Annotated in this window: 21 protein-coding genes and 1 pseudogene; 11 read left to right on the plus strand and 11 right to left on the minus strand. The window is 59.2% G+C overall.

All coding sequences use genetic code 11. The features are described 5' to 3' along the window. The first annotated feature begins 19 nt into the window (after window positions 1-19). The 3 genes from ISN39_RS24505 to ISN39_RS24515 all read left to right on the plus strand — a co-directional run bounded on the left by ISN39_RS24505 (window position 20) and on the right by ISN39_RS24515 (window position 1,898). A complete protein-coding gene (locus tag ISN39_RS24505) occupies window positions 20-931 on the plus strand; it encodes an ABC transporter substrate-binding protein (RefSeq protein WP_194730814.1) in 912 nt (303 codons plus the stop codon). A 345-nt stretch (window positions 932-1,276) separates the two neighbouring features. Further along, complete coding sequence (locus tag ISN39_RS24510) at window positions 1,277-1,585, plus strand: hypothetical protein (RefSeq protein WP_074072339.1); 309 nt, start codon at window positions 1,277-1,279, stop codon at window positions 1,583-1,585. 73 nt (window positions 1,586-1,658) lie between these two features. After that, window positions 1,659-1,898 (plus strand): hypothetical protein, encoded by a 240-nt coding sequence (locus tag ISN39_RS24515; RefSeq protein ID WP_194730815.1) that lies wholly within the window; start codon window positions 1,659-1,661, stop codon window positions 1,896-1,898. A gap of 355 nt (window positions 1,899-2,253) precedes the next feature. On the opposite strand, the gene ISN39_RS24520 is transcribed toward ISN39_RS24515, so the two are convergent. The 7 genes from ISN39_RS24520 to ISN39_RS24550 form a co-directional block, all read right to left on the minus strand. Next, a complete protein-coding gene (locus tag ISN39_RS24520; RefSeq protein WP_194730816.1) occupies window positions 2,254-3,045 on the minus strand; it encodes a DUF1236 domain-containing protein in 792 nt (263 codons plus the stop codon). Between the two features lie 121 nt (window positions 3,046-3,166). Continuing rightward, window positions 3,167-3,559, minus strand: a complete 393-nt coding sequence (locus ISN39_RS24525; RefSeq protein WP_194730817.1) for a DUF1236 domain-containing protein — start codon at window positions 3,557-3,559, stop codon at window positions 3,167-3,169. 586 nt (window positions 3,560-4,145) lie between these two features. Beyond that, window positions 4,146-4,589, minus strand: a complete 444-nt coding sequence (locus tag ISN39_RS24530; RefSeq protein WP_074072335.1) for a PPC domain-containing DNA-binding protein — start codon at window positions 4,587-4,589, stop codon at window positions 4,146-4,148. A gap of 308 nt (window positions 4,590-4,897) precedes the next feature. Then, window positions 4,898-5,659, minus strand: a complete 762-nt coding sequence (locus ISN39_RS24535; protein ID WP_194730818.1) for a hypothetical protein — start codon at window positions 5,657-5,659, stop codon at window positions 4,898-4,900. A gap of 78 nt (window positions 5,660-5,737) precedes the next feature. Beyond that, window positions 5,738-6,283 carry a GXWXG domain-containing protein gene (locus ISN39_RS24540; RefSeq protein WP_194730819.1) on the minus strand — a complete coding sequence of 182 codons (546 nt, stop codon included), beginning with the start codon at window positions 6,281-6,283 and terminating at the stop codon, window positions 5,738-5,740. 468 nt (window positions 6,284-6,751) lie between these two features. Continuing rightward, window positions 6,752-7,012 (minus strand): hypothetical protein, encoded by a 261-nt coding sequence (locus ISN39_RS24545; protein ID WP_040115879.1) that lies wholly within the window; start codon window positions 7,010-7,012, stop codon window positions 6,752-6,754. Window positions 7,013-7,843: 831 nt separating this feature from the next. After that, window positions 7,844-8,050, minus strand: coding sequence for a hypothetical protein (locus ISN39_RS24550; protein WP_074072331.1), 207 nt, complete (start codon window positions 8,048-8,050; stop codon window positions 7,844-7,846). 310 nt (window positions 8,051-8,360) lie between these two features. Between ISN39_RS24550 and ISN39_RS24555 the strand changes: the two genes are divergently transcribed. From ISN39_RS24555 to ISN39_RS24565, 3 genes are read left to right on the plus strand one after another with little or no spacing between them, the layout of a single operon-like run. After that, complete coding sequence (locus ISN39_RS24555; RefSeq protein WP_194730820.1) at window positions 8,361-8,897, plus strand: Spy/CpxP family protein refolding chaperone; 537 nt, start codon at window positions 8,361-8,363, stop codon at window positions 8,895-8,897. Between the two features lie 37 nt (window positions 8,898-8,934). Next, window positions 8,935-9,633, plus strand: a complete 699-nt coding sequence (locus ISN39_RS24560; protein WP_194730821.1) for a response regulator transcription factor — start codon at window positions 8,935-8,937, stop codon at window positions 9,631-9,633. Between the two features lie 2 nt (window positions 9,634-9,635). After that, window positions 9,636-10,898, plus strand: a complete 1,263-nt coding sequence (locus ISN39_RS24565; RefSeq protein ID WP_194730822.1) for a HAMP domain-containing sensor histidine kinase — start codon at window positions 9,636-9,638, stop codon at window positions 10,896-10,898. A gap of 86 nt (window positions 10,899-10,984) precedes the next feature. Here ISN39_RS24565 and ISN39_RS24570 read toward each other — a convergent pair whose 3' ends face one another. Then, window positions 10,985-11,668 (minus strand): GntR family transcriptional regulator, encoded by a 684-nt coding sequence (locus tag ISN39_RS24570; RefSeq protein ID WP_074072327.1) that lies wholly within the window; start codon window positions 11,666-11,668, stop codon window positions 10,985-10,987. A gap of 164 nt (window positions 11,669-11,832) precedes the next feature. On the opposite strand from ISN39_RS24570, the gene ISN39_RS24575 reads away from it, so the two are divergent. From ISN39_RS24575 to ISN39_RS24595, 5 genes are all read left to right on the plus strand, one after another. Further along, window positions 11,833-12,870 carry a 4-hydroxythreonine-4-phosphate dehydrogenase PdxA gene (locus tag ISN39_RS24575; protein WP_194730823.1) on the plus strand — a complete coding sequence of 346 codons (1,038 nt, stop codon included), beginning with the start codon at window positions 11,833-11,835 and terminating at the stop codon, window positions 12,868-12,870. 71 nt (window positions 12,871-12,941) lie between these two features. After that, window positions 12,942-13,934, plus strand: coding sequence for a tripartite tricarboxylate transporter substrate-binding protein (locus ISN39_RS24580; RefSeq protein ID WP_246763417.1), 993 nt, complete (start codon window positions 12,942-12,944; stop codon window positions 13,932-13,934). A 57-nt stretch (window positions 13,935-13,991) separates the two neighbouring features. Next, window positions 13,992-14,486 (plus strand): tripartite tricarboxylate transporter TctB family protein, encoded by a 495-nt coding sequence (locus ISN39_RS24585; RefSeq protein WP_194730824.1) that lies wholly within the window; start codon window positions 13,992-13,994, stop codon window positions 14,484-14,486. Between the two features lie 17 nt (window positions 14,487-14,503). Continuing rightward, window positions 14,504-16,018 carry a tripartite tricarboxylate transporter permease gene (locus ISN39_RS24590; protein ID WP_074072324.1) on the plus strand — a complete coding sequence of 505 codons (1,515 nt, stop codon included), beginning with the start codon at window positions 14,504-14,506 and terminating at the stop codon, window positions 16,016-16,018. 38 nt (window positions 16,019-16,056) lie between these two features. Continuing rightward, a complete protein-coding gene (locus ISN39_RS24595) occupies window positions 16,057-17,466 on the plus strand; it encodes a flagellar biosynthesis protein FlgA (RefSeq protein ID WP_194730825.1) in 1,410 nt (469 codons plus the stop codon). A gap of 4 nt (window positions 17,467-17,470) precedes the next feature. Here the strand turns inward: ISN39_RS24595 and ISN39_RS36725 are convergent. The 3 genes and pseudogenes from ISN39_RS36725 to ISN39_RS24605 form a co-directional block, all read right to left on the minus strand. Further along, window positions 17,471-17,761, minus strand: a pseudogene (locus tag ISN39_RS36725) (type II toxin-antitoxin system RelE/ParE family toxin). Then, window positions 17,761-18,060, minus strand: a complete 300-nt coding sequence (locus ISN39_RS24600) for a type II toxin-antitoxin system RelB/DinJ family antitoxin (RefSeq protein ID WP_194730826.1) — start codon at window positions 18,058-18,060, stop codon at window positions 17,761-17,763. Before ISN39_RS24600 ends, ISN39_RS36725 begins: the two are co-directional and overlap by 1 nt. A gap of 222 nt (window positions 18,061-18,282) precedes the next feature. Then, window positions 18,283-19,182 (minus strand): LysR family transcriptional regulator ArgP, encoded by a 900-nt coding sequence (locus tag ISN39_RS24605; protein ID WP_194730827.1) that lies wholly within the window; start codon window positions 19,180-19,182, stop codon window positions 18,283-18,285. Window positions 19,183-19,211: the final 29 nt, after the last annotated feature.

Genomic DNA, 19,211 nt, shown 5'->3' on the forward strand with positions numbered 1-19,211 from the left:
ATCTGGGAGAGGAATATTCATGGCAATTACAGTTAGATTGGCGGGTGGCGCCCAAGGGTTCAATTGGCTGCCGGTCTTCGTCGCCGAACAGGAGGGACTGTTCGAGAAACACGGACTGAAAATTGAATATCTGCGCCTTGGCAGCGTCGACAAGGCGACGATCGCAGTGGCCGAAGGCGAAGCCGAGTTGGCGATCACGCCACCGGAAGGAGCTGTCTCGAATTATGCCAAAGGCGGTGAACTGCGCATTGTGGCGTCGAATTCCAACCGCCTTCCGATGTCGATCGTGGCAGCTCCTTCGATCAAATCGATCGGGGGACTGAAGGGAAAGAAAATCGGCACCTCGTCACTGACCGAGGGCACAGCGGTCTACACGCAGATGCTGCTTTCCCGCGAAGGACTCAAGTACCCAGGTGACTATGAATTTGTTCTTGCCGGCGTTCATACGACGCGCTGGGCGGCGCTTCAGGCTGGCGACATTGATTGCGCACCGCAACCCGCCCCCTGGAACTTCATCGCTGAAAGCGCCGGGTACAATCTGATCGGAGAGATCAACGACGTCATACCGGAAATCCTGTTTGCCGCGCTTATCGCGAAGAAAAGTTGGCTCGAATTGAATAGCGAGACTGTCGGGAAGCTCTTGAAGGCTTTGGCCGAAGCCTATCTGATTACCAACGATCCCTCGCAGGAGGAAGAAATTGCGTTGCCGATCTTCCAGCGCATCACGGTGCCGGATGACGCCGATCTTGCCCGTCGCGGGCTGCGCTACATGCGTGACATGGGCATGTGGCCGAACGGCCTGGGCATTCCCGAAAGGGCAATTGAAACCACGATCGACCTGATGATCCAAGCGGGCTTGCTAGACGAAGGCACACGGATGTCGGCCGTTGGTGTCTTTGATAATTCTTACCTCCAAGAGGCGCTGGCGTGACGCGTGGGTGGGGCCTCTCAGTCGCTGAGGCGAAAGAAACGATCGTTTCTCTTCTGCGACCGAAGGTCTCGCCACCATTATGAAGCACTAGTCTGTACGTGTCGTGCCGCCCTGGATGGACGTTCAAACGAGCGGATAGCAGCGCGAGAGAGCGGCGATCAGTCCCTCGGGCTCACATGGCTTCCAAAGCAGCTGGCCCTGCGGACAAGGCGGGGCTCGAGCCAGGACTTAGGTCTTAAGCGAAGGGTGCGATCAGACCAAGGTCCGACGTCTAGTCGCGAAGGAGCTGCTACAGTGCGGCTACACGCAAGGCGCGCTGCCGCCACGTTTAGATCGGGGAGGCTCATGTCCCACGGTATTATCACCGAAATTCGCGATGCGCGGAAAGAACTGTTGAGCCTTTCAATCAAGGATCGCGAGCGTCTTGTTCGCCGGATTGTGGATGAACTGCACGCGGTTCGAACGAGCGACTTTTCCGACAGCCCGTTTGCCAGCAGCACGGGCCTCGATTACCTTGTTGCGCGCACTTACGACACGATCCCGGAGATAGCGCGGATGGATGACAAGAATTTTGGAATGGTCCTCGACCAGTTCGTTGAGCTGCTCGAGACGATTACGAGCATCGTTCGCCTGCCGCCGACTGTGCTGCACTAAGGCGAAGTGTCAGCGCAGCGAATGACGGGGACGTCGTTTTTATAGGCGCGCGCGTTATGCTGACGGAGTTCTCATGGACGCCTACACTAACCACTATGTCGAACTTAGCAGCCGCCTTCGCTCGGCGCAGGCCTTTTGCGAATTTCTGGCATCCGGCGGAAGGGTATGGGACCAGCCGGATGGCACAGCCTGGCGCGATGTTACGGCCGAGACTGTGCAGCGCGAGCTTCCAAAGGTCAGAGCACTGGAGACGCTCCGGCGCCAACTTTATCCTGATGTTGCCGCTGAGGACGGTTCGCCCTTTCGCCATTGATGCCGAAGCCGAGCTGGCGGACGCGGACTCAAACCAAGCGACGCGATCTCCATTTTAGGGCTATGGCCGACCTCGCGAGTTCTGGACGGCCTGGCGAGCAGCAGAAGCTGAGGCGTCCAAGCCCCTAAGCGTCACGGAGAGCGCGTCACTTGATGATGCAGAGCCTGTTGCACAAAGACACGGCTCGGCGCCTTCTCTGCCGGATCACCGAGCACCATTAGTGCAAGAGCGATAGCTGCGATGGCCGCTGCGATCACCGCGAGTGGAAATCCCATATCACTAGCCTTTGCTTCGTCGCATAAGATGGTCTTCTCTTGCCCCCGGCGGACTTGCCGCCGGGGGAAGTCGGGGCCATTCAGACAATGATGTAGACGATCTTGAACGTCGAGGGTTCGACGATGATGATCCTGCCATCTGCCAGGATGAAGAAGCGATAGCCTTCATATTGCGGGACGATCTTGACGATCCGCGGCGGCAGCGGCTCAAGTCGGATCGTCTTTGGGATGGCTGTGCCAACTTCAACCGTGAAGTCGACTTCGCGAACCGGCTCGACATTGACTTCCTTCACGACCTGCTGGATTTCAGTCTTCTGTTCGACAGAGATGTTGACATCGGTTTCAGTCTTAGTGGAAGTGGATTGACCGGACGTTCCCGTCGACGTGCCCCCACCCGTCGTGCCAGCGTCGCCCGATCCTGTGGCGTCAGACGGCTTATCGGATGTGGCTTTTCCATCAGGCGAAGTTGTTTCACCGGAGCTCTTCGTCGAACTCTTTCCGCTCTCGCTGCCGGATGCAGGCGCCTGCTGCGAAGTGGATCCGTCGGCAGGTTTCGTTGTGTCTTGCTGTTGAGTGGTAGGCTGATCAGTACCTTGCGAAGATGAGCCGGATGTTCCCGTTCCTCCGCTATCGGGTTGGACGGTTGTGGCGTCGCCCGTTCCTCCGGACGGGGCTTCTTGACCCGAACCGTTGCTTGGCGCTTCTGCGCCTGACGGCTGCTGCGATGTGCCGGATTGCGGCTGCTCGCCTTGCGTCGTGCCCTTCTTGGGCAATATCGGAGTTGCATCCTGCGCGGCTGCGGAAAGCAGACCAACTGGCGACGCGCCGAGCGCGAGCGAGGCGATCAGGACAGGTAGGATCTTGCGGTTCATAGCTTTAACTCCCTGGCCGAGGACGTGCTGCGCCAGAGGGCGTCGCAGCACGACGTCCTTGTGGTGTCGATTTGGTTTGAGTTTGCAGGTTGGACCCGGCATGCCGGGTCCAACCTTGTCGTCAGTTGACGATCTGGATGACCTTGCGCGAGGAAGGCTCCACGATCACACGCTGGTCGTTGACCACAGCGTAGGCGTATGTTGGGTCATCGGGCACCGGAGTGACTACGACGGCCTCAGGCAGCGGCTGTCCGACGACAACCTTCTCCTTTATGACGACGGTGCCTGACGGAGGAGGCGCTTCGCGCACATAGGTCACAACCTTCGGCGGCGGATCGAGTAGAGTCCCGACGACCGCACCTGCTGCGCCACCGATTGCGGCGCCGGCGGGACCGCCGACGATTGCGCCTGTGGCTGCACCGCCAACCGCGCCGTTAACCGTCGAGGATCCTGCAAAGGCAGCACCCGACATGAGGGCGATCGCAGTGGTAGAGACGAGAATCTTGCTAAACATTTTCTTCTCCATTTCCGTGGCTGTCTTGGCAGCCTCACAGGTGAGCAAACGACAGCACAACGCAGCAGTTCCCTCCATCAGACCATTGGCCTGAAGCACTCAAGACTTTGGTCTGATTGAGTTCATTTGCGGCAGCTGGTTGGTCTCCATCACCTGCGATCAAGTTTAGCGGACACGCAAGTTATTGATGCCAGGGAGATGTATCTTTTCAGAGCAACCACAATCTTCATGGCGAGGGTTCCATCAAGGTGTTTGAGCGACGGCTTTCGGGTGTATTGCGGCGGGGTTAAGCAAGCTCAGCATGGTTGGTTCTCCAACACCCCTGAGACTCAACAAAAAACCCGCCGAAGCGGGGGCAAGCATTTCACGAAACATATTGCGACAAGGGCTCGTCTAATGAGAGGTCGAATGCGAGTCCAACCATCAGCTGAGTGCCAAGGGTCATGCCCGCAGCACTGCAGATCACGCAGATTCAGCGACTGGTGGGTATATGAAAAGCGTGATCGCCATAAACATCCAGGCGAAGATAAAGTTCCGAGACAAAAGAAAAAGCCCCTGCTCGTGATCGGCTACTCCAGACCACCGTCTACAGGTCGATCAGCGCGATACCGAGGTCTTCGCGCTTTCGGCGGCGGAAGCCGACTGCGCTTTCGCGGATGATGATCTCGAGGGTAGGATGAACGGTGCCCTTGATAAAATGGCCGCCCCGGGTGGCTCCGTCTGACCGGCCGAGGACCACATGCATGTGGAGGCTGGCCTTGCCGTCGTCGCCGATAGCAATGTCTCCAATAGCACTTAGGACCTCGGTCTGTTCCTCAACCGGAATCTCCTTGTAGTTCTTCGTCGCGAACTCGAAGAAGCCGAGCGTGGCGCTACGGAAGGCCCCGATGGCGGTTAGCGACGCGCCGCCGACCTTTTGCTCCTCGGCGAAGCGCGTGATTGCTTCGAACGCCTCTTCGCCGTCGTCCAGGACCAGCACGAAGTTGCGCTCGCGCCACGGATCACTTTCGTCAAGTTCCTTGCTCTTCATTGGGATTCTCCTTTGAAGAATGAGGGTTTCGTCAATGTCGGTCACGAACACGCTCCGCGTCGCGCTCCTTAACGAGCTGCATAGTGACCAATGCCTCAAGATGTCGAGGTCTCGGCAGTGGCTGAAGCATCTTCTATCCGCTGCACATGTGATAGCGTCAGGGGGTCGCGATGCCCGTAGCCGTCGACGCCGTATGGACGCCAGTGACCAGCTCATAAAATGAAGGAGGGAGGGACAAACGTCCGGCCTCTGTGGCGTCTCCGACGGCACCGACCTGCGCCGACCAGCGTCGATCATCTCGTCCGCGCTTATCGGCTGCGTGGGAAGCTTTGCTCCTGACGCAGGCCGTCCATGTCCTGGCTCTGACGAAGTTCGCGGTCGGCTGGATCCTGTCCCTCGGCGACCGTTCGCGGATGACCGGTCGGAAGGATGTCGTCGCGCATATGTTCGTCCACGCGAACTTCCTCATCGAGCTCATAGGCGCGCACGCGCGAAGGCGTAGGTTCGCCGCTTCTCATGTAGTGACCTGCGACCGTAGCAGACCCCGCGGCGGCGTCGGCTTCGAACACATCGTCGCGAGAGCCGGAGACCTGCTGGTCGCGATTCGCTTCCCCGAGACGGTTCCGATCATATCTCGCCTCGACATATGTCTCGTTCGGCTTCAGGACGTTCCAGCCTTCGCTGCGCCAAAGGTCGGCGCGCTCGTCCATGTCGATTGCTCCTTCATCGTCGAGTATGTCATGGGCCGTGTCGTAGGTGGCCTCGTCCACCGAAGCGGACACCAGGAAGCCACCGCGTCGAAGTCCTTCGGCATAGACGACACGGTCCTCGTCCGGAAGGAGCCAGTCTCCGAGTTGAGGCCAGAAACCTCCGCGATCGTCGCTTTCGACATTAGCCTTCTCGGCATCGGCTTCGTATCCCGGCATCAGCCGGACGTGGGCGACGCCTGCCTCTTTGAGGCGCTCGACGGCATCCTCCGCTTCGCTTCGAGAGTCAAAGAACGCAGTCAGCATGCTTTTTGCCGGTTCGCCCGAGACCGCGGGGTCGCTTTCATTGTAAAGATTGCTCATGTGATCCTCCGATTGCTGCTCTTCCTGCGAACGGTCCGAGCCCGACAATGTTCCAGACGGCGCAGTCCAAGCCGTGCGTTACATGCCTGCCTCGTTCACTTTCCGAAGCCTGAAGAAATACCGGCACGAAACGCCGCGCACGCACATCATCCCGACTAGTTCATCATGTCTTACAAGCCGGAAGTGGTCCACGATGGGCTGCTTGTCGTAGATCATTGCCGCGCTTTCGACGTGTTCGAATATTTGGAGCGTTATCGAAGCTGTCGTACCTTTTGCGCGCAACGCCTGCTGAAGGTGCAAAAACATCTTCCGAGCAACAGCCGTTCGTCCCAACGGTGCCGCCTTGATCGCGAGCCCGATGGGGATATAGCGGGGATCAATCGACACAAGCCGTCCGGGCCGCCGTTGGAAGAGCAAAGCGTCCGCCCGCATGTCGGCATGGAAGCGCTTTCCGAACCAGTGCAAGTTCTCGAGGACGCCGTCCAGCGGATGTCCCGACGGAAGGCCGACGCCTTTCCAAAGTCCGATCATGTCCTTCGGTTGGACAGGCTCCAGTGACCGCAACCAGGAGGCCATTTCCTGCTGCTGGTCGCCTCGCATGGAATCTCGTTCTCGGATGCTCATCTCGATCAAATGAGAAGAAGGTCCGGAAGTTCCACATTCATGGAGCCTCGCGCACTTCAAGGTGGAGCGCCCACGCAACGGCCCAGAGGGAAGGGGCGGTCGCGCACCTGATCGCGCAGCAGCTCTTCGACTTGTCTCCTGACATGGGTTGTCCGACCCCGACACGGACTTCAATCTGCACCAACCACCGGGACCATGGTCGGTTAAACCTGCTGCCCCGGGAGAGAATGCTACGAATAGGCGACATTCGAATGCCTCGCGACGGTTCGCCAGAAGGAAAACGTATGTCTTGGATCACAACGGGCTCGTCCTTCGGTATCAATCGAAGGAACGGACGCCATGCAGTGGTTCTGATGCAATAGGGAATGCCAATAATTCGCCGATATCATCACCCTGATGCTGCTGATTTTCTGGCCGAGGACGTACTTTCGGACGCCCATCTCGCCAAGGCGGGCGGTTGCCTTTTTTTCAGTGCTTCGTTCTGTGCATGCCGTCAGTTGCCGACCCACTTTCATCGACGCACTTCCAAGAACCGTCTTTATTCTTCTTCCATTTACTCCCTTCCTCCAGAGCGGCCATGAGTTTCACTACCAGTTCTGGATCATCACCTTCTGGCACCATCCCAACTCTCATTTCAAATTTCGGTTTCTCCGTAATATCAACCCAGAACTTGTGCCCCTCGAACTCAAGGACAGTTTGGCCTGCTGGCAGTTTTGTTATCAGAGACACGAGTGTTTCCTCCCTTTCATTTAAGGTATCGCTAATACTGCCATAAAATCGCCAGTGGGAGGAGTCTGACCTTCTTTTGTACAATGAGACCCGAACCGTCGGAATTGGGGAAGTTGGCCGCGCTTCTTGCATCGACCTGATCCGACAAAATATTCTGATCTCAATCACTTATCTGGGAAAGTTAGGACTTTAGCCGAGGCACTTGCGTGAGACGCTATTCCACCCGCATCCACCTGCATCGGGGCATTTCTTTGATCTGGGATGGACGTGTTACCAACCAGCATAACGGCTCGATGGCATGTGCAACCAATGTTGATCATGTCAACAAGGCATGCAATGCGATGGCGGCAACAAAAGTGATAACGACAAGCCAGGCAATCTTCATGGCTTGGCGATTGGCTTTTTCGAACACGCGGAATCGTGCCCCTCGCTTCGGGCGAAGGCGATGTGGCCGAACGGGAGCGGCGCTGGAGCGGACGCTCTTCTTCTTTCCTGACGTCTCGGCCTCCCTTGAAACAAATTGCGACAACCTGCTTCTAATGCCGCAGAGGACGCGTAGGTTCCCGGAAGACGACGATCTCGTCCGCTGATCTTGCAGGATCATCCGGCTCGATGAAGCCGAACGTTTGTTTGAACCGATAGCTGCCGCAGCTCCCTTCGCTCAATTGGCGAGCAGCATGGAAGACGCCAGTTGGATCCATTACAGGCCGACGGCTCACGGATCCGCCGACGACATTCATTCAGTCAGTATCTGCGGGGCGGAAACTGGAATTACGCCATGCGCCGGATTGATGTGCCCATCTGGCGCTTAATGCCAGACGGGCATCTTGATTAACGCGTCGCAAGCAACTCCCGAAGTTGATGGGGTTTATCGACGCCGAACTCAAACCACATCACCAACTCCCTTGCAGCCTCTTGGGACTCCAAGTTCAAAATGTCGTAGTGGCGACTGTCGCACCATTCCTTGAGCAAACCGTCCAGCATGTCTAGATCGTTTGAAGACAGCACGCGTTTCTTCAAGGCCACTTTGTGTGACATTCTATTTCCTCCCAAAAAATAGTACTTTTACCTGCTGTTGACCCCAGCGCGTATGACTTTAGTCTAATGTTTCTTTCTCGAAAATACACTTCGGCATACTTTAACGTTTTGACGCTGTAACTGTCTGTTTGGGCGCAGGAATTTTTTACCGAGTGGCATGACGGCCGACGTAAACATCGCTGCGGCCCAGACTGTCCGCGACGGCGCGCTCTGGCTTTACATTCCTTTACATTTGCCCAGAACACTCGAAACGTTGCCCTGTTAGCGTACCTTCATTGCAGCAGGTGCTGCGCAGTGAAGGAGACTAACGATGGAAAACGAGGACAAGAATTTGGCGAGCCCGACTTTCGGCGAACCAGCCTCGAAAGGATGGGGGCGGCGCGCCGCGATTGGCGGCGTGGTAGCCGTCGCTTTAGTCGGCGCGGCCGGTTTTGCAGCCGCGCGGAGCGATGTTTTCGGCTTCGGGATGGGCGGCCACATGATGCACGCACATATGGGAGGTGGCGGCTTTATGGAACACCGAATCGGCTCCGTGCTTGACGAAATCGATGTGACATCCGAGCAGGAAGACAAGATTTGGGAGATCATCGACAAGGCGCGCGATGAGATCGGGCCGACTTTCCGGGACTTTCGCGAGACGCGTGAGCAGGTTATCGAACTCCTCGGTGCTCCTTCTATAGACCGGGCGGCCGCCGAAAAGCTGCGCAGTGAGCGCGTCGCGGCCATCGACGCGGCCTCGCGCAAGATGACGACTGCTCTGCTCGACGCCGCCGCAGTTTTGACGCCGGAGCAGCGCGTTAAGCTCGTCGAGCATTTGAAAGAGCGCAGGGGTCGCGGCCGGTGGTAAGGCTAAGTGGGCCGAGCGACTGAACGGAGGGCAAGTAATGGCGCAACGGGTCTTGATTGTTGACGACGATACGCGCCTCTCCGCCATGCTCGCTGACTATCTCTCCGGCAACGGTTACACCGTCCACGCCGCGGCGACGGCCGCGGTGGGCCTTACCGACCTTGGCCGCCTTATGCCGGATGTCGTGATCCTCGATGTCATGCTGCCGGACCTTGACGGCTTCGAGACCTGCCGGCGCATGCGCGCGGTATCGGACGTGCCGATCTTGATGCTCACGGCCAAAGGTGAAGAGACAGACCGTATCGTCGGGCTGGAGCTTGGAGCCGACGACTATCTGCCCAAGCCTTTCAATCCGCGCGAATTGCTGGCGCGTCTGAAGGCGATCCTGCGTCGCCGCAACGGGAGCGCAGCGGTCTCGCGCGTCCTGCGCTTCGGACGGTTGGAGATCGATCCGGGATCCCGCTCGGTCAGGATCGACGGCGATGAATGTGTCCTGACCAGCTACCAGTTCGACCTGCTTGTGGCGCTTGCCGAAAATGCCGGGCGCACGCTGTCGCGCGAACGGTTGATGGACACGGTCAAGGGCGAGGAGTTGGATGCGTTCGACCGCTCCATCGACGTCCATATATCGCGCATCAGGGCGGCCATCGAAAGCGATCCCAAGCATCCGAGGCGCATCATCACCGTGCGCGGCGCCGGCTATGTCTTCGCCCGTTTCCAGGACGAAGAGAGATAGCGATGCGCAGCCGGCTGTTCCTAAAAATTTACCTGACGCTGCTGGCGAGCCTTGCAGCGGTCGCGCTCGCCAGTGCGGCCTTCGTGTGGCTGGGGCAGGGAGAGGAGGAGTCCAGCTGGCAGAGCCAACGCGCGCGGTTCGTCGCCGCACTGATTCCGCCCGACATGGACCTGCAGTCGATCGAGGCGACGCTGGAGCGGTTTTCACGCGCATTCGACGCTGACATTGCAGTTTACGATCCGCGCGGTAGGCTGATCGCGAGCGCCGGCCAGCCGCTTCCGCGCGACGTTCTCGAGGGGCGCTGGCGCCACGGCAGAGGCAGCTTTCACACCATGGTGACGGAGTTGCCCGACGGGCGCGCGGTGGCAGCGCGCATGGCGCGGCCCTTCCGTCCGTCCGGACGCAATCCGCTAACCTATCTGGCGTTGATCGCCGGCGTCATTGGGCTTGCCGCCTATCCGGTGGTGCGCCACCTGACCAGCCGATTGGAGCGGTTACGCAGGGGCGTGGATGCCTGGGGGAGGGGCGACTTCGTGGCGCGTGTACCAGCGGACGGCAGCGATGAGGTCGCGGCGGTCGCGAAGAGCTTCAACAAGGCCGCCGATCATGTCGAGCGATTGATCAAGTCAAACCGCGCTCTGCTCGCCAATGCCAGCCACGAATTGCGCTCGCCGCTTGCGCGCCTTCGCATGGCGATCGATCTCTATGAGCAGGCGCCGGACGAGAACCGCAAGGAGGAGATCGTGCGCAACCTCGCCGAACTGGACACGCTCGTCGAGGAGATTCTGCTGGCGAGTAGGCTCGACCATGTCGAAAAGCTCGATGCGCCCGAGTCGATCGACCTCTTGGCTCTTGTCTCGGAAGAAGGGGCGCGCCACGGCGTCGAGGTCGTTGGCACGCCCGCGACTGTCATAGGCGATGCGCGCCTGCTCGGCAGGCTCGTGCGCAATCTCATGCAGAACGCGTTGCGCCACGGCGTCCCTCCCGTCACGGCCAGTGTTCAGCAGGTAGACAGTGCGGTGGAACTCAAAATCCGTGACCAGGGCCCGGGCATACCGGATAGCGAGAGCGTCCGCGTGTTCGAGCCGTTTTACCGGCCCTCGGGGCGAAGCGAGGCCACGGGCGGCTGGGGCCTGGGATTGGCGCTGGTGCGCCAGATCGCCGAGCGCCATGGCGGTGCAGTCCGTTACGAATCCCCGTCGGGCGGCGGCGCCTGCTTCGTCGTGACACTTCCAGCGCATCGGGCCGCCCGAAAGATCAACTGATGTGTCCGCAATGCCGCGTGGCGCCACGGCAGCGAACTTGATACCGGCGATTGAATGACGATCCTAGAGCGCCGGCATAACGTGGTTCACACACCGTCCTTGACGCGCTCCCACGCATTTTTCAGATGCCGTCCAAGCGCCTCCGACAATGCCGGCTTATTGCGCTGTTCCAGGGCGACGATCATCTCTTCATGCTCGGCAACTGCGGCAGCCCATTTCTCAGGGCCTTCATGACCGACGAAACGGATGCGCTTCAGCCTCGTTTGCAACGTCGTATGCATGTTCGAGAGCGTTGCGTTGTGCGCCATCTGGACGATTGCCGTATGGATGGCCTGGTTGAGCTTGTAGTAGTTCAGCCGGTCGCCCGACCTGTATTTGTCCAGCATCTCATCGTGAAGAGCGCGAACATGGGCGATTTCCTCGGCGGAGCCGACCTCGCATGCGAGCCGTCCGGCTAGCTCCTCCATTGATTGCAACACCGTCAGCATGTCCTCCACATCCTTCGGACTGAAGCGCTTCACGACTGCTCCGCGACTGGGGACGAGCTCGACGAGCCCTTCGCTCGCCAGATACTTGATTGCCTCACGCAACGGGGTCCTTGAAACGCCAAGCTGCTCACCGAGCTGGCCTTCATGGATACGGCTTCCCGGCGCGAGATTACCCTCGATGATCATGTCGCGCAGGTGGTTCACAAGCGTGTCGTGCAAGGCTGTCCGTTGCAGCGGCGCAACGCTGCTGACATCACCCGTACCCACGTTGACTGAGTTCATCCGGACCACGCTGATTCTCCATGAGGGCGCTCGCTGAGGTCACCTAATGAAACTCCGCGGCGATCAAGTCAATGAAATATTCTGCATACAGCATGCAGTACTCTTGATATTGAATGCCAAACCGGTGTATCTGCTTCTTCGAGGAGAAACATGTGGAGAGGTTCATGATCAAAGATGGCGCAACCGAAACGCGTCCAGTAATCGCCCTTGCGATGGGTGATCCGGCCGGCATCAGTCCCGAACTTACCGCGCGCATCATCGCCCTTCCGGAAATCCGCGCGGCGGCGCATCTTGTCGTGATCGGCGACCGTCGTATTCTCGAGGGCGGAGCCAAGGAAGCGGGCCTCGACTTGAACCTTGCCAGCGCGCCGCTCGACAATTTCGAGCAGGCGGGTAAGGATCGCCACGTCTTCATCGACCTTGCGCATCTCAATCCTGCCGACGTGGTACGCGGCGAGGCGACACTTGCAGGCGGCACTTTCGCCACGACGAACTTCCGCACTGCGCTGAAGCTTGCTGACAGTGGCCGAGCGCATGCCGTGTGCTTTACCCCCTTCAACAAGAAGGCGATGCGTTACGCTTATTCGGGCTACGACGACGAAATCCGTTTTGTTGCCGACGTCATCGGTTTCACTGGCAAGGCGCGCGAATTCAATGTTCTCGAACGCGTCTGGAACGCACGTGTGACTTCGCACATACCACTGGCGGAGGTTGCGTCGGCTCTGTCGGTGGAGGGGATTGTCGCCGAGCTCGCTTTGACGCAGGCATGCCTGAAGAGCGCCGGTCACGAAAATCCGAGGATCATCGTCGCGGGCCTCAACCCGCATGCTGGTGATGGCGGCAACTTTGGGACGGAAGAGATTGAGATCATCGAACCGGCCGTGGCAGCCGCGCAAAAGGCCGGTCTCGACGTCGCAGGCCCGTTCCCTGCCGACACCGTCTTTCTGCGCGCACTCAAGGAAGAGTTTCACGCCGTCCTGACCATGTATCACGATCAGGGTCAGATCGCGATGAAACTGATCGGTTTCGACAAGGGCGTGACCATGATAGGTGGCCTGCCGTTCCCGCTGTGCACGCCGGCCCACGGCACGGCCTATGACATCGCTGGAAAGGGCATCGCCGATGTAGGCGCCAGCCGCGAGGCGCTGCTTCTGGCGGCGCGCATGGCCAGGAGGGCTGCAGCACTGTCTGCTGCGGCCTGACTTCAGAAATCTGCAGGATCGCCCGGCACGGAGGAGGGTTCGTGCCGGATGAGTTCAAAGGAGGAGTAACGATGAAGAAGCCTTTTTCCATTGCATGCACTATCCTGGCGGCGCTAAGCGCGGCTACCCAGGCATTCGCATTCGAGCCGAACCGCCCGGTCGAGTTCGTCGTCGCCTCGGGCGCCGGCGGCGGCACCGACAACTTCGCTCGCACCATCCAGTCCATCATTACGAAGTACAAGTTGATGGATCAGTCGATGGTCGTCCTGAACAAGGGTGGCGGGAGCGGCGCGGAAGCGTTTCTCTATGCAAGGCAGAACAAGGGCGACGCGAACAAGCTCTATTTCGGAACGAACAACGCCTATCTGCTGCCCCATGTGGCGAAGATGGCCTACTCGACCGAGGATCTGACGCCCATTGCAGCTCTTGCGTTTGACGAATTCCTGATCTGGGTAAAGTCCGATTCCCCATATGGGAAGCCTACGGACCTTGTTGAGGCCGCCAAGGCAAAGCCTGGAACGGTTGCCTTTGCCGGCAGCCAGTCCAAGGATACGGACGAGACGCTTGTCGCCCTGATTGAACAGCAGACTGGCGCGAGCTTCAAGTACGTGCCGTTCAACGGCGGCGGCGAAGTCGGCGTGCAGCTGGCCGGTGGTCATGTGGCTGCAAACGTCAACAACCCGAACGAGAATGTCGGCCAGTGGCAAGCTGGCGCCGTGAAACCTCTCTGTGTCTTCTCGTCCACGCAAATGGCAAAAAGCGAGCCGATCCATGACGGCAAGGGCTGGCAGGATATTCCGACCTGCATCGAGGCCGGGATTCCGATCGAATCCTACAAGATGCCGCGCACTGTCTGGACTGCAGCCGATGTTCCGGAGGATGCACTCGCCTACTACACCGAGGTTCTTCGTAAGGTGAGCGAAACCTCCGAATGGAAAGAGTATGTACGCAAGACGTCGCAGACCGGTGATTTCCTGACCGGCAAGGCGCTCGGCGAATTCATCGCGACCAGCGAGACGAATGCCGTCAAGGTCTTCAAGACCGAAGGCTGGCTCGTCCAGTGAGATGATCGGTCCGGCGGGCGCCGCCGGACCGGTTCTTTCTCATAGGGAGGATAGCAAATGCACATTAAACGCATCCACATGGAGCTGGTCGCCGCGACACTGACCGCAGGGATCGGACTTCTTGCTGCGACGGGCTCGCTCGATCTAGGAGTCGGTTGGGAAAGCTCTGGCCCGCAACCTGGTTATTTTCCCTTCTATGTCGGGCTGATTGTGCTCCTGGCGAGCGTCGCCTCCGCCGCTCAGACGCTTTTTGCACTCCGACGGCACGGAGAAAAGCGCCGTGAGATCTTCTTGGAGGCCGAACAGGTCAGCCGTCTGGCCTCCTTTTTCTTGCCGATGGCGGTTTTCGTGGTCGTTGCCATCCAGCTTGGCCTTTACGTCGGCAGCGCGCTCTATCTCTTCTACGTCTCGTGGAGACAGGGCAAATATCACCCCCTTGCAGCCGTTTCCCTTGGTCTCGGATTTGCCGTGGCACTTTATCTGATTTTCGAGATCGTCTTCCAGATCCCGCTGCACAAGGGTCCGCTCGAAAACATGTTCGGCGTTTACTGAACGACAGGGAGGCTTCGATGGGAAATTTTGGGCTGCTGCTGGACGGATTCCAGATCGCTTTAACGCCCTACCACATCATGCTCATGGTGGTGGGCGTGATGCTTGGCTTGATCGTCGGCGTACTGCCGGGCCTTGGCGCGCCGAATGGCGTGTCGTTGCTCATTCCGCTGACGTTCTCGATGGATCCGGTGTCGGCCATCATCCTGCTCGCGTCGATGTACTGGGGTGCCCTGTTCGGGGGATCGACTACCTCCATCCTCTTCAACATTCCCGGTGAGCCGAGTTCGGTCGCCACGACGTTTGATGGCTATCCGATGGCCCGCGCAGGCCAGCCCACGCGCGCGCTGACACTTGCCTTCATGTCGGCGGGCATCGGTGCGCTTGCCGGGGTTGTTGTCATTACGCTTCTATCTTCGTGGGCAGCAAGCTTCGCCTTGCGTTTCGGCGCACCGGAATATTTCGCCGTCTATTTCCTTGCCTTCTGCGCTTTCGTAGGGATGGGCAGCGCTGCTCCGTTGAAAACGGTGGTTTCGTTGGGACTTGGTCTTCTCTTCTCGACAGTTGGCATGGATACCGTCACCGGATCGCTTCGTCTGACATTCGGGCTTGACGTGCTCATTGGCGGCATCAGCTTCCTTGTGGTCGTCATCGGACTTTTCGGAATTGGAGAAATCCTCGCGACGGTCCAGGACGGCCACAAATTTCGCGGCCTCTCGTCAAGGATCGATCTGCGCGACGTGCTCCGCACGATCGCTGAACTGCCCAGATACCTCACCACAGTCATCCGCTCCTGCGCGGTCGGGATCTGGATGGGCATCACTCCGGGTGGTCCAACTGCGGCGTCATTCATGAGCTATGGCATCGCACGGCAATGCTCCAAGCCGGGCCAGGCCTTTGGCAGCGGGCGTGCGGAAGGTATCGTCGCACCAGAAACGGCCGATCATTCGGCGGGAACGTGCGCGATGCTGCCGATGCTGGCGCTCGGCTTGCCGAGTTCGGCGACAGCTGCCGTAATGATGGGAGGACTGATGATCTGGGGCCTCACGCCCGGACCGATGCTCTTCACAACCAAGCCCGATTTCGTCTGGGGCTTGATCGCCAGCATGTATGTGTCGAACATCGTCGGCGTAATTTTAGTCCTTGCCACGGTGCCAATGTTCGCAGCGCTCCTGCGCATTCCGTTTTCGATCATCGGGCCAGTCATCGTCGCGATCTGCTTCGTCGGCGCTTACACTGTCTCCAGCGAGACGTTCGACCTCTGGCTGGTGCTCGTCTTCGGCGTCCTAGGCTTCGTCTTCAACAAGCTTGAATTCCCGATTGCCCCGCTGGTGCTTGCCATGGTGCTTGGCCATAAGGCTGAAAATGCCTTCCATCAATCGATGATCATCTCGGACGGCTCCCTTGGCGTCTTCTTCTCTAATCCGCTTGTCGGGACCATCACCACGCTGGCGCTGGCGCTCGTCGTCGTTCCCCAGGCCGTCAAACTGCTCTCCCGGTTGCGGCGGCGGGGTGCGGCAGGCTCGGCCCACTAGGGCCGGCCGCCGCTTTTTCTTACGAGGTTGGAGTCATCATGAACTACCATAGCTACTTCCCCAAAGGCGCCGCCCCCGTTGAATGCTGCATCGTCGGCACCGGTGCGTTCGGGCGCAGCTTCCTCGGTCAGAGCCGCAGAACGCCGCTCGTCAGCACGCGTGTCGCGGTCGATCTTTCCGCGAAAACTGCAGTGGCCGCACTCCGTTCGATCGGGGTACCTGCCGATGAAATCGCCCTTTGCCGGACAAAAGAGGAGGCCGCGGCTGCCTGGGTCGAGCATCGGTTCATCGCAACGGACAACCTTGAGACAGTGCTCGCTCTACCGTTTACCGTGGTTGTAGAGGCGACTGGCCATCCCGAAGCCGGCGCGCGGCATGCGCGCCTCGCCATCGATGCCAGCAAGCATGTGGCGCTCGTGTCAAAGGAGGTCGACAGCGTGGTAGGCCCTGGTCTCGCTGCGCGGGCACGCCGCAACAATGTGCTGGTAACACCTGTCGATGGCGACCAGCCAAGCCTTCTCATGGGGCTCATCAGCTGGGCCCAGGTTCTCGGTCTAAATATCATCGCTGCCGGCAAATCCAGCGAATACGACTTCGTCTTTGATCCGGCCGAAAACATGCTGACCTGCAACGGCACGTCGCTCTATGCTCCGGAGTTTGCCGCATGGCTCGAGCTGGGCAGCCTGGCTGCCCCGGATGTCGCCGCGGGCAGGGCGCAGGCGGCAGCGGCGCTGCCTCAGAGGACGGTGCCCGATCTTTGCGAGCTGACCCTTGTTGCCAATGCGACCGGCTTCACGGTGGATCGGTTGGATCTGCACGCCCCCATCGCACGGATCGGCGAAGTGGCAGACTTCTTCTCTGCGGTGGAGGAGGGTGGTCTGCTCACTCGCAAATCAACTCTAGACGTGTTTCATTGCCTCCGTCTCCCTGGCGAAGTCAGCTTCGCCGGTGGCGTCTTCGTTACAGTCGAATGCAACGATGCGGAAACATGGGCCATGCTTGCTGAAAAGGGCCACGTGGTCAGCCGGTCGGGTCGTACCGCAATGCTCTATCTACCGCGCCACCTCCTGGGAGTCGAAGCGGCAAGCAGCATCCTGGAAGTCGGCCTCAAGGGCGTGTCGAGCGGGGCCGAGGCGCCGAAGCCGGTCATTGACCTCATCGCCCATGCCGATGCCGACCTGTCGGCGGGAACGCTACTTGCGGCAAGCGGTCATCATCATTCGATCACCAATGTTTCGGGCAGAATGGTGCCGGCGCAGGCGATGTCGGCCGAAAGTCCGGTGCCTTTTTATCTCGCCGCCAACCGCAGGCTGGTTCGGCCGGTATCGGCGGGAAATCCGATCCTATGTGGTGACGTCGAAATCGATGGAAGTTCCGAGCTGTTGAGGCTGCGACAGGAGCAAGACCGCATATTTTCGCATGACAACGGCGCGATCGCAGTCGGTTAAAAGCCTACTTATCTTCTATCTCAGCAGGCGATATTTGGGCGCCATGCAAGATACGCAGGATATGAATCCTGCATCACCGCATAGGCCGCAATATAAGGTGCGCGCGGGATAACAAGTTCGCGTGTTCCAGCAATCCGGCCGGGACGTCCGCTTTCAGGAAACTCAAGGAGACGACGCGCGGCGCGCGAACGACCTCTTCATCGACATGAACCGCCGCGCGCGGGTTTTCTGCTTCGATATAGCTGAAGATACTGTGGCGATCATCAAGAGCGTATTGCGACCAGACTAGTCTCATCAGTCGCTTGCCTTAAGCAGTGCTGCTGACCGGCGTGCACTGAAATGCTTATCGGCGTCGGCGTCTTCGATGTCGGCGCGCGTATCCTCGAGCGCTTCCAGTACTTTAGCACGGAACCAGGCATCGTGGACGTCGCTATTGCTGACAAGCTCCAATGGCAAGGCGCCTTCGTTTGCGGTTCGGGTCAATAGGATGCGGACAGCATCTGAAACCGTCAGTCCCATGTTCTCCAGCACCGCCGTTGCGCGCTCCTTGACGGCGGCGTCAATCCGAGTCTGAACCAGCGCGTTTGAAGCCATACGCTAATCTCCCTTTTGGATGTTGAAAGTGTAATGCATTTGCATGACATACACCAGAGCCACCATACCTTCTGTCATTCCTTCTCGACGAAGCGGGTAGGCGTGTTTCGCGGCGAACGTCGGCAACTTGCTTCCCTGGCAAGGATGATCTGTAAGGCGTCGACCCATAGATAACGAAATATATATAGTCGTCTTCGATCAGGGATGACAGTTGCGCTTCTTTCAGCCCAACAGGTGATGCTTGGCTACGGCCATGACCTCGCGCGTCAGGTCAACCAGCCGTTCCGCCGCTAGACGGTTCATTTGCCAGTACAGAGGAACGTCCAGTGGCGTTTCCGGGATCAGTTCCACCAGACGCCCGGAGTCCAAGTGCTCGCGCACGAGGGGGGCCGGGTTCATGCCCCATCCCATGCCGGAAAGGCTGGCCTCGATGAAAGCCTGCGTCGAAGGCAGCCAATGGGTCGGAGGGCTGAGGTCTTCTCCGAGCACCTGATGTATCCACCGGCTCTGGAGCCTGTCCTTTTGATTGAAGGTCAAGGCGGGCGCATTGCCGATAGCCTCTGCCGTTACGCCCTGCGGGAAATGCCGGGTAACGAAATCGGGGCTCGCCGTTGCATGATAGCGGAGCGCGCCGAGAAACATGCGCCGGCAGCCCTGAACCGGCTTTTCCAGGCTGGAGACGGCAGCGACCACCTGCCCACGCCGCAGCCATTCGGCGGTATGATCCTCGTCATCGATCGCAATGTTGAGCAGATACGCAGAGCGTCTGGCGAAGGTTGACATGGCCGTCAGGAACCATGTTCCAAGACTGTCGGCATTCGTCGCAATGTGCAGCGTCACCCTCGGCTCGGGTTTGGCCGGATCGACAAGGGCGGGCAGATGCTCGAACAGATCGGCTTCGAGCATGCCGACATTCTCCATGTGCCGGCAGAGCCATTCTCCCTTCTCCGTTGCAGTGCAGGGACTGCCCCGCGCGACCAGAACGATGCCAAGACGTTCCTCAAGCTGTTTCACCCGCTGCGAGACAGCCGAGGGCGTCACGTTGAGAATGCCGGCGGCCTTTTCGAAGCTACCTGCTTGAACGACCGCCGATACGGCGCGGAGAGCGGAATAGTCGATCATGAGTTAGTTTTGCTTAATCAGGGTTAGCA

The sequence above is a fragment of the Rhizobium sp. 007 genome (assembly GCF_015353075.1).
Classification (GTDB): Bacteria; Pseudomonadota; Alphaproteobacteria; order Rhizobiales; family Rhizobiaceae; genus Rhizobium.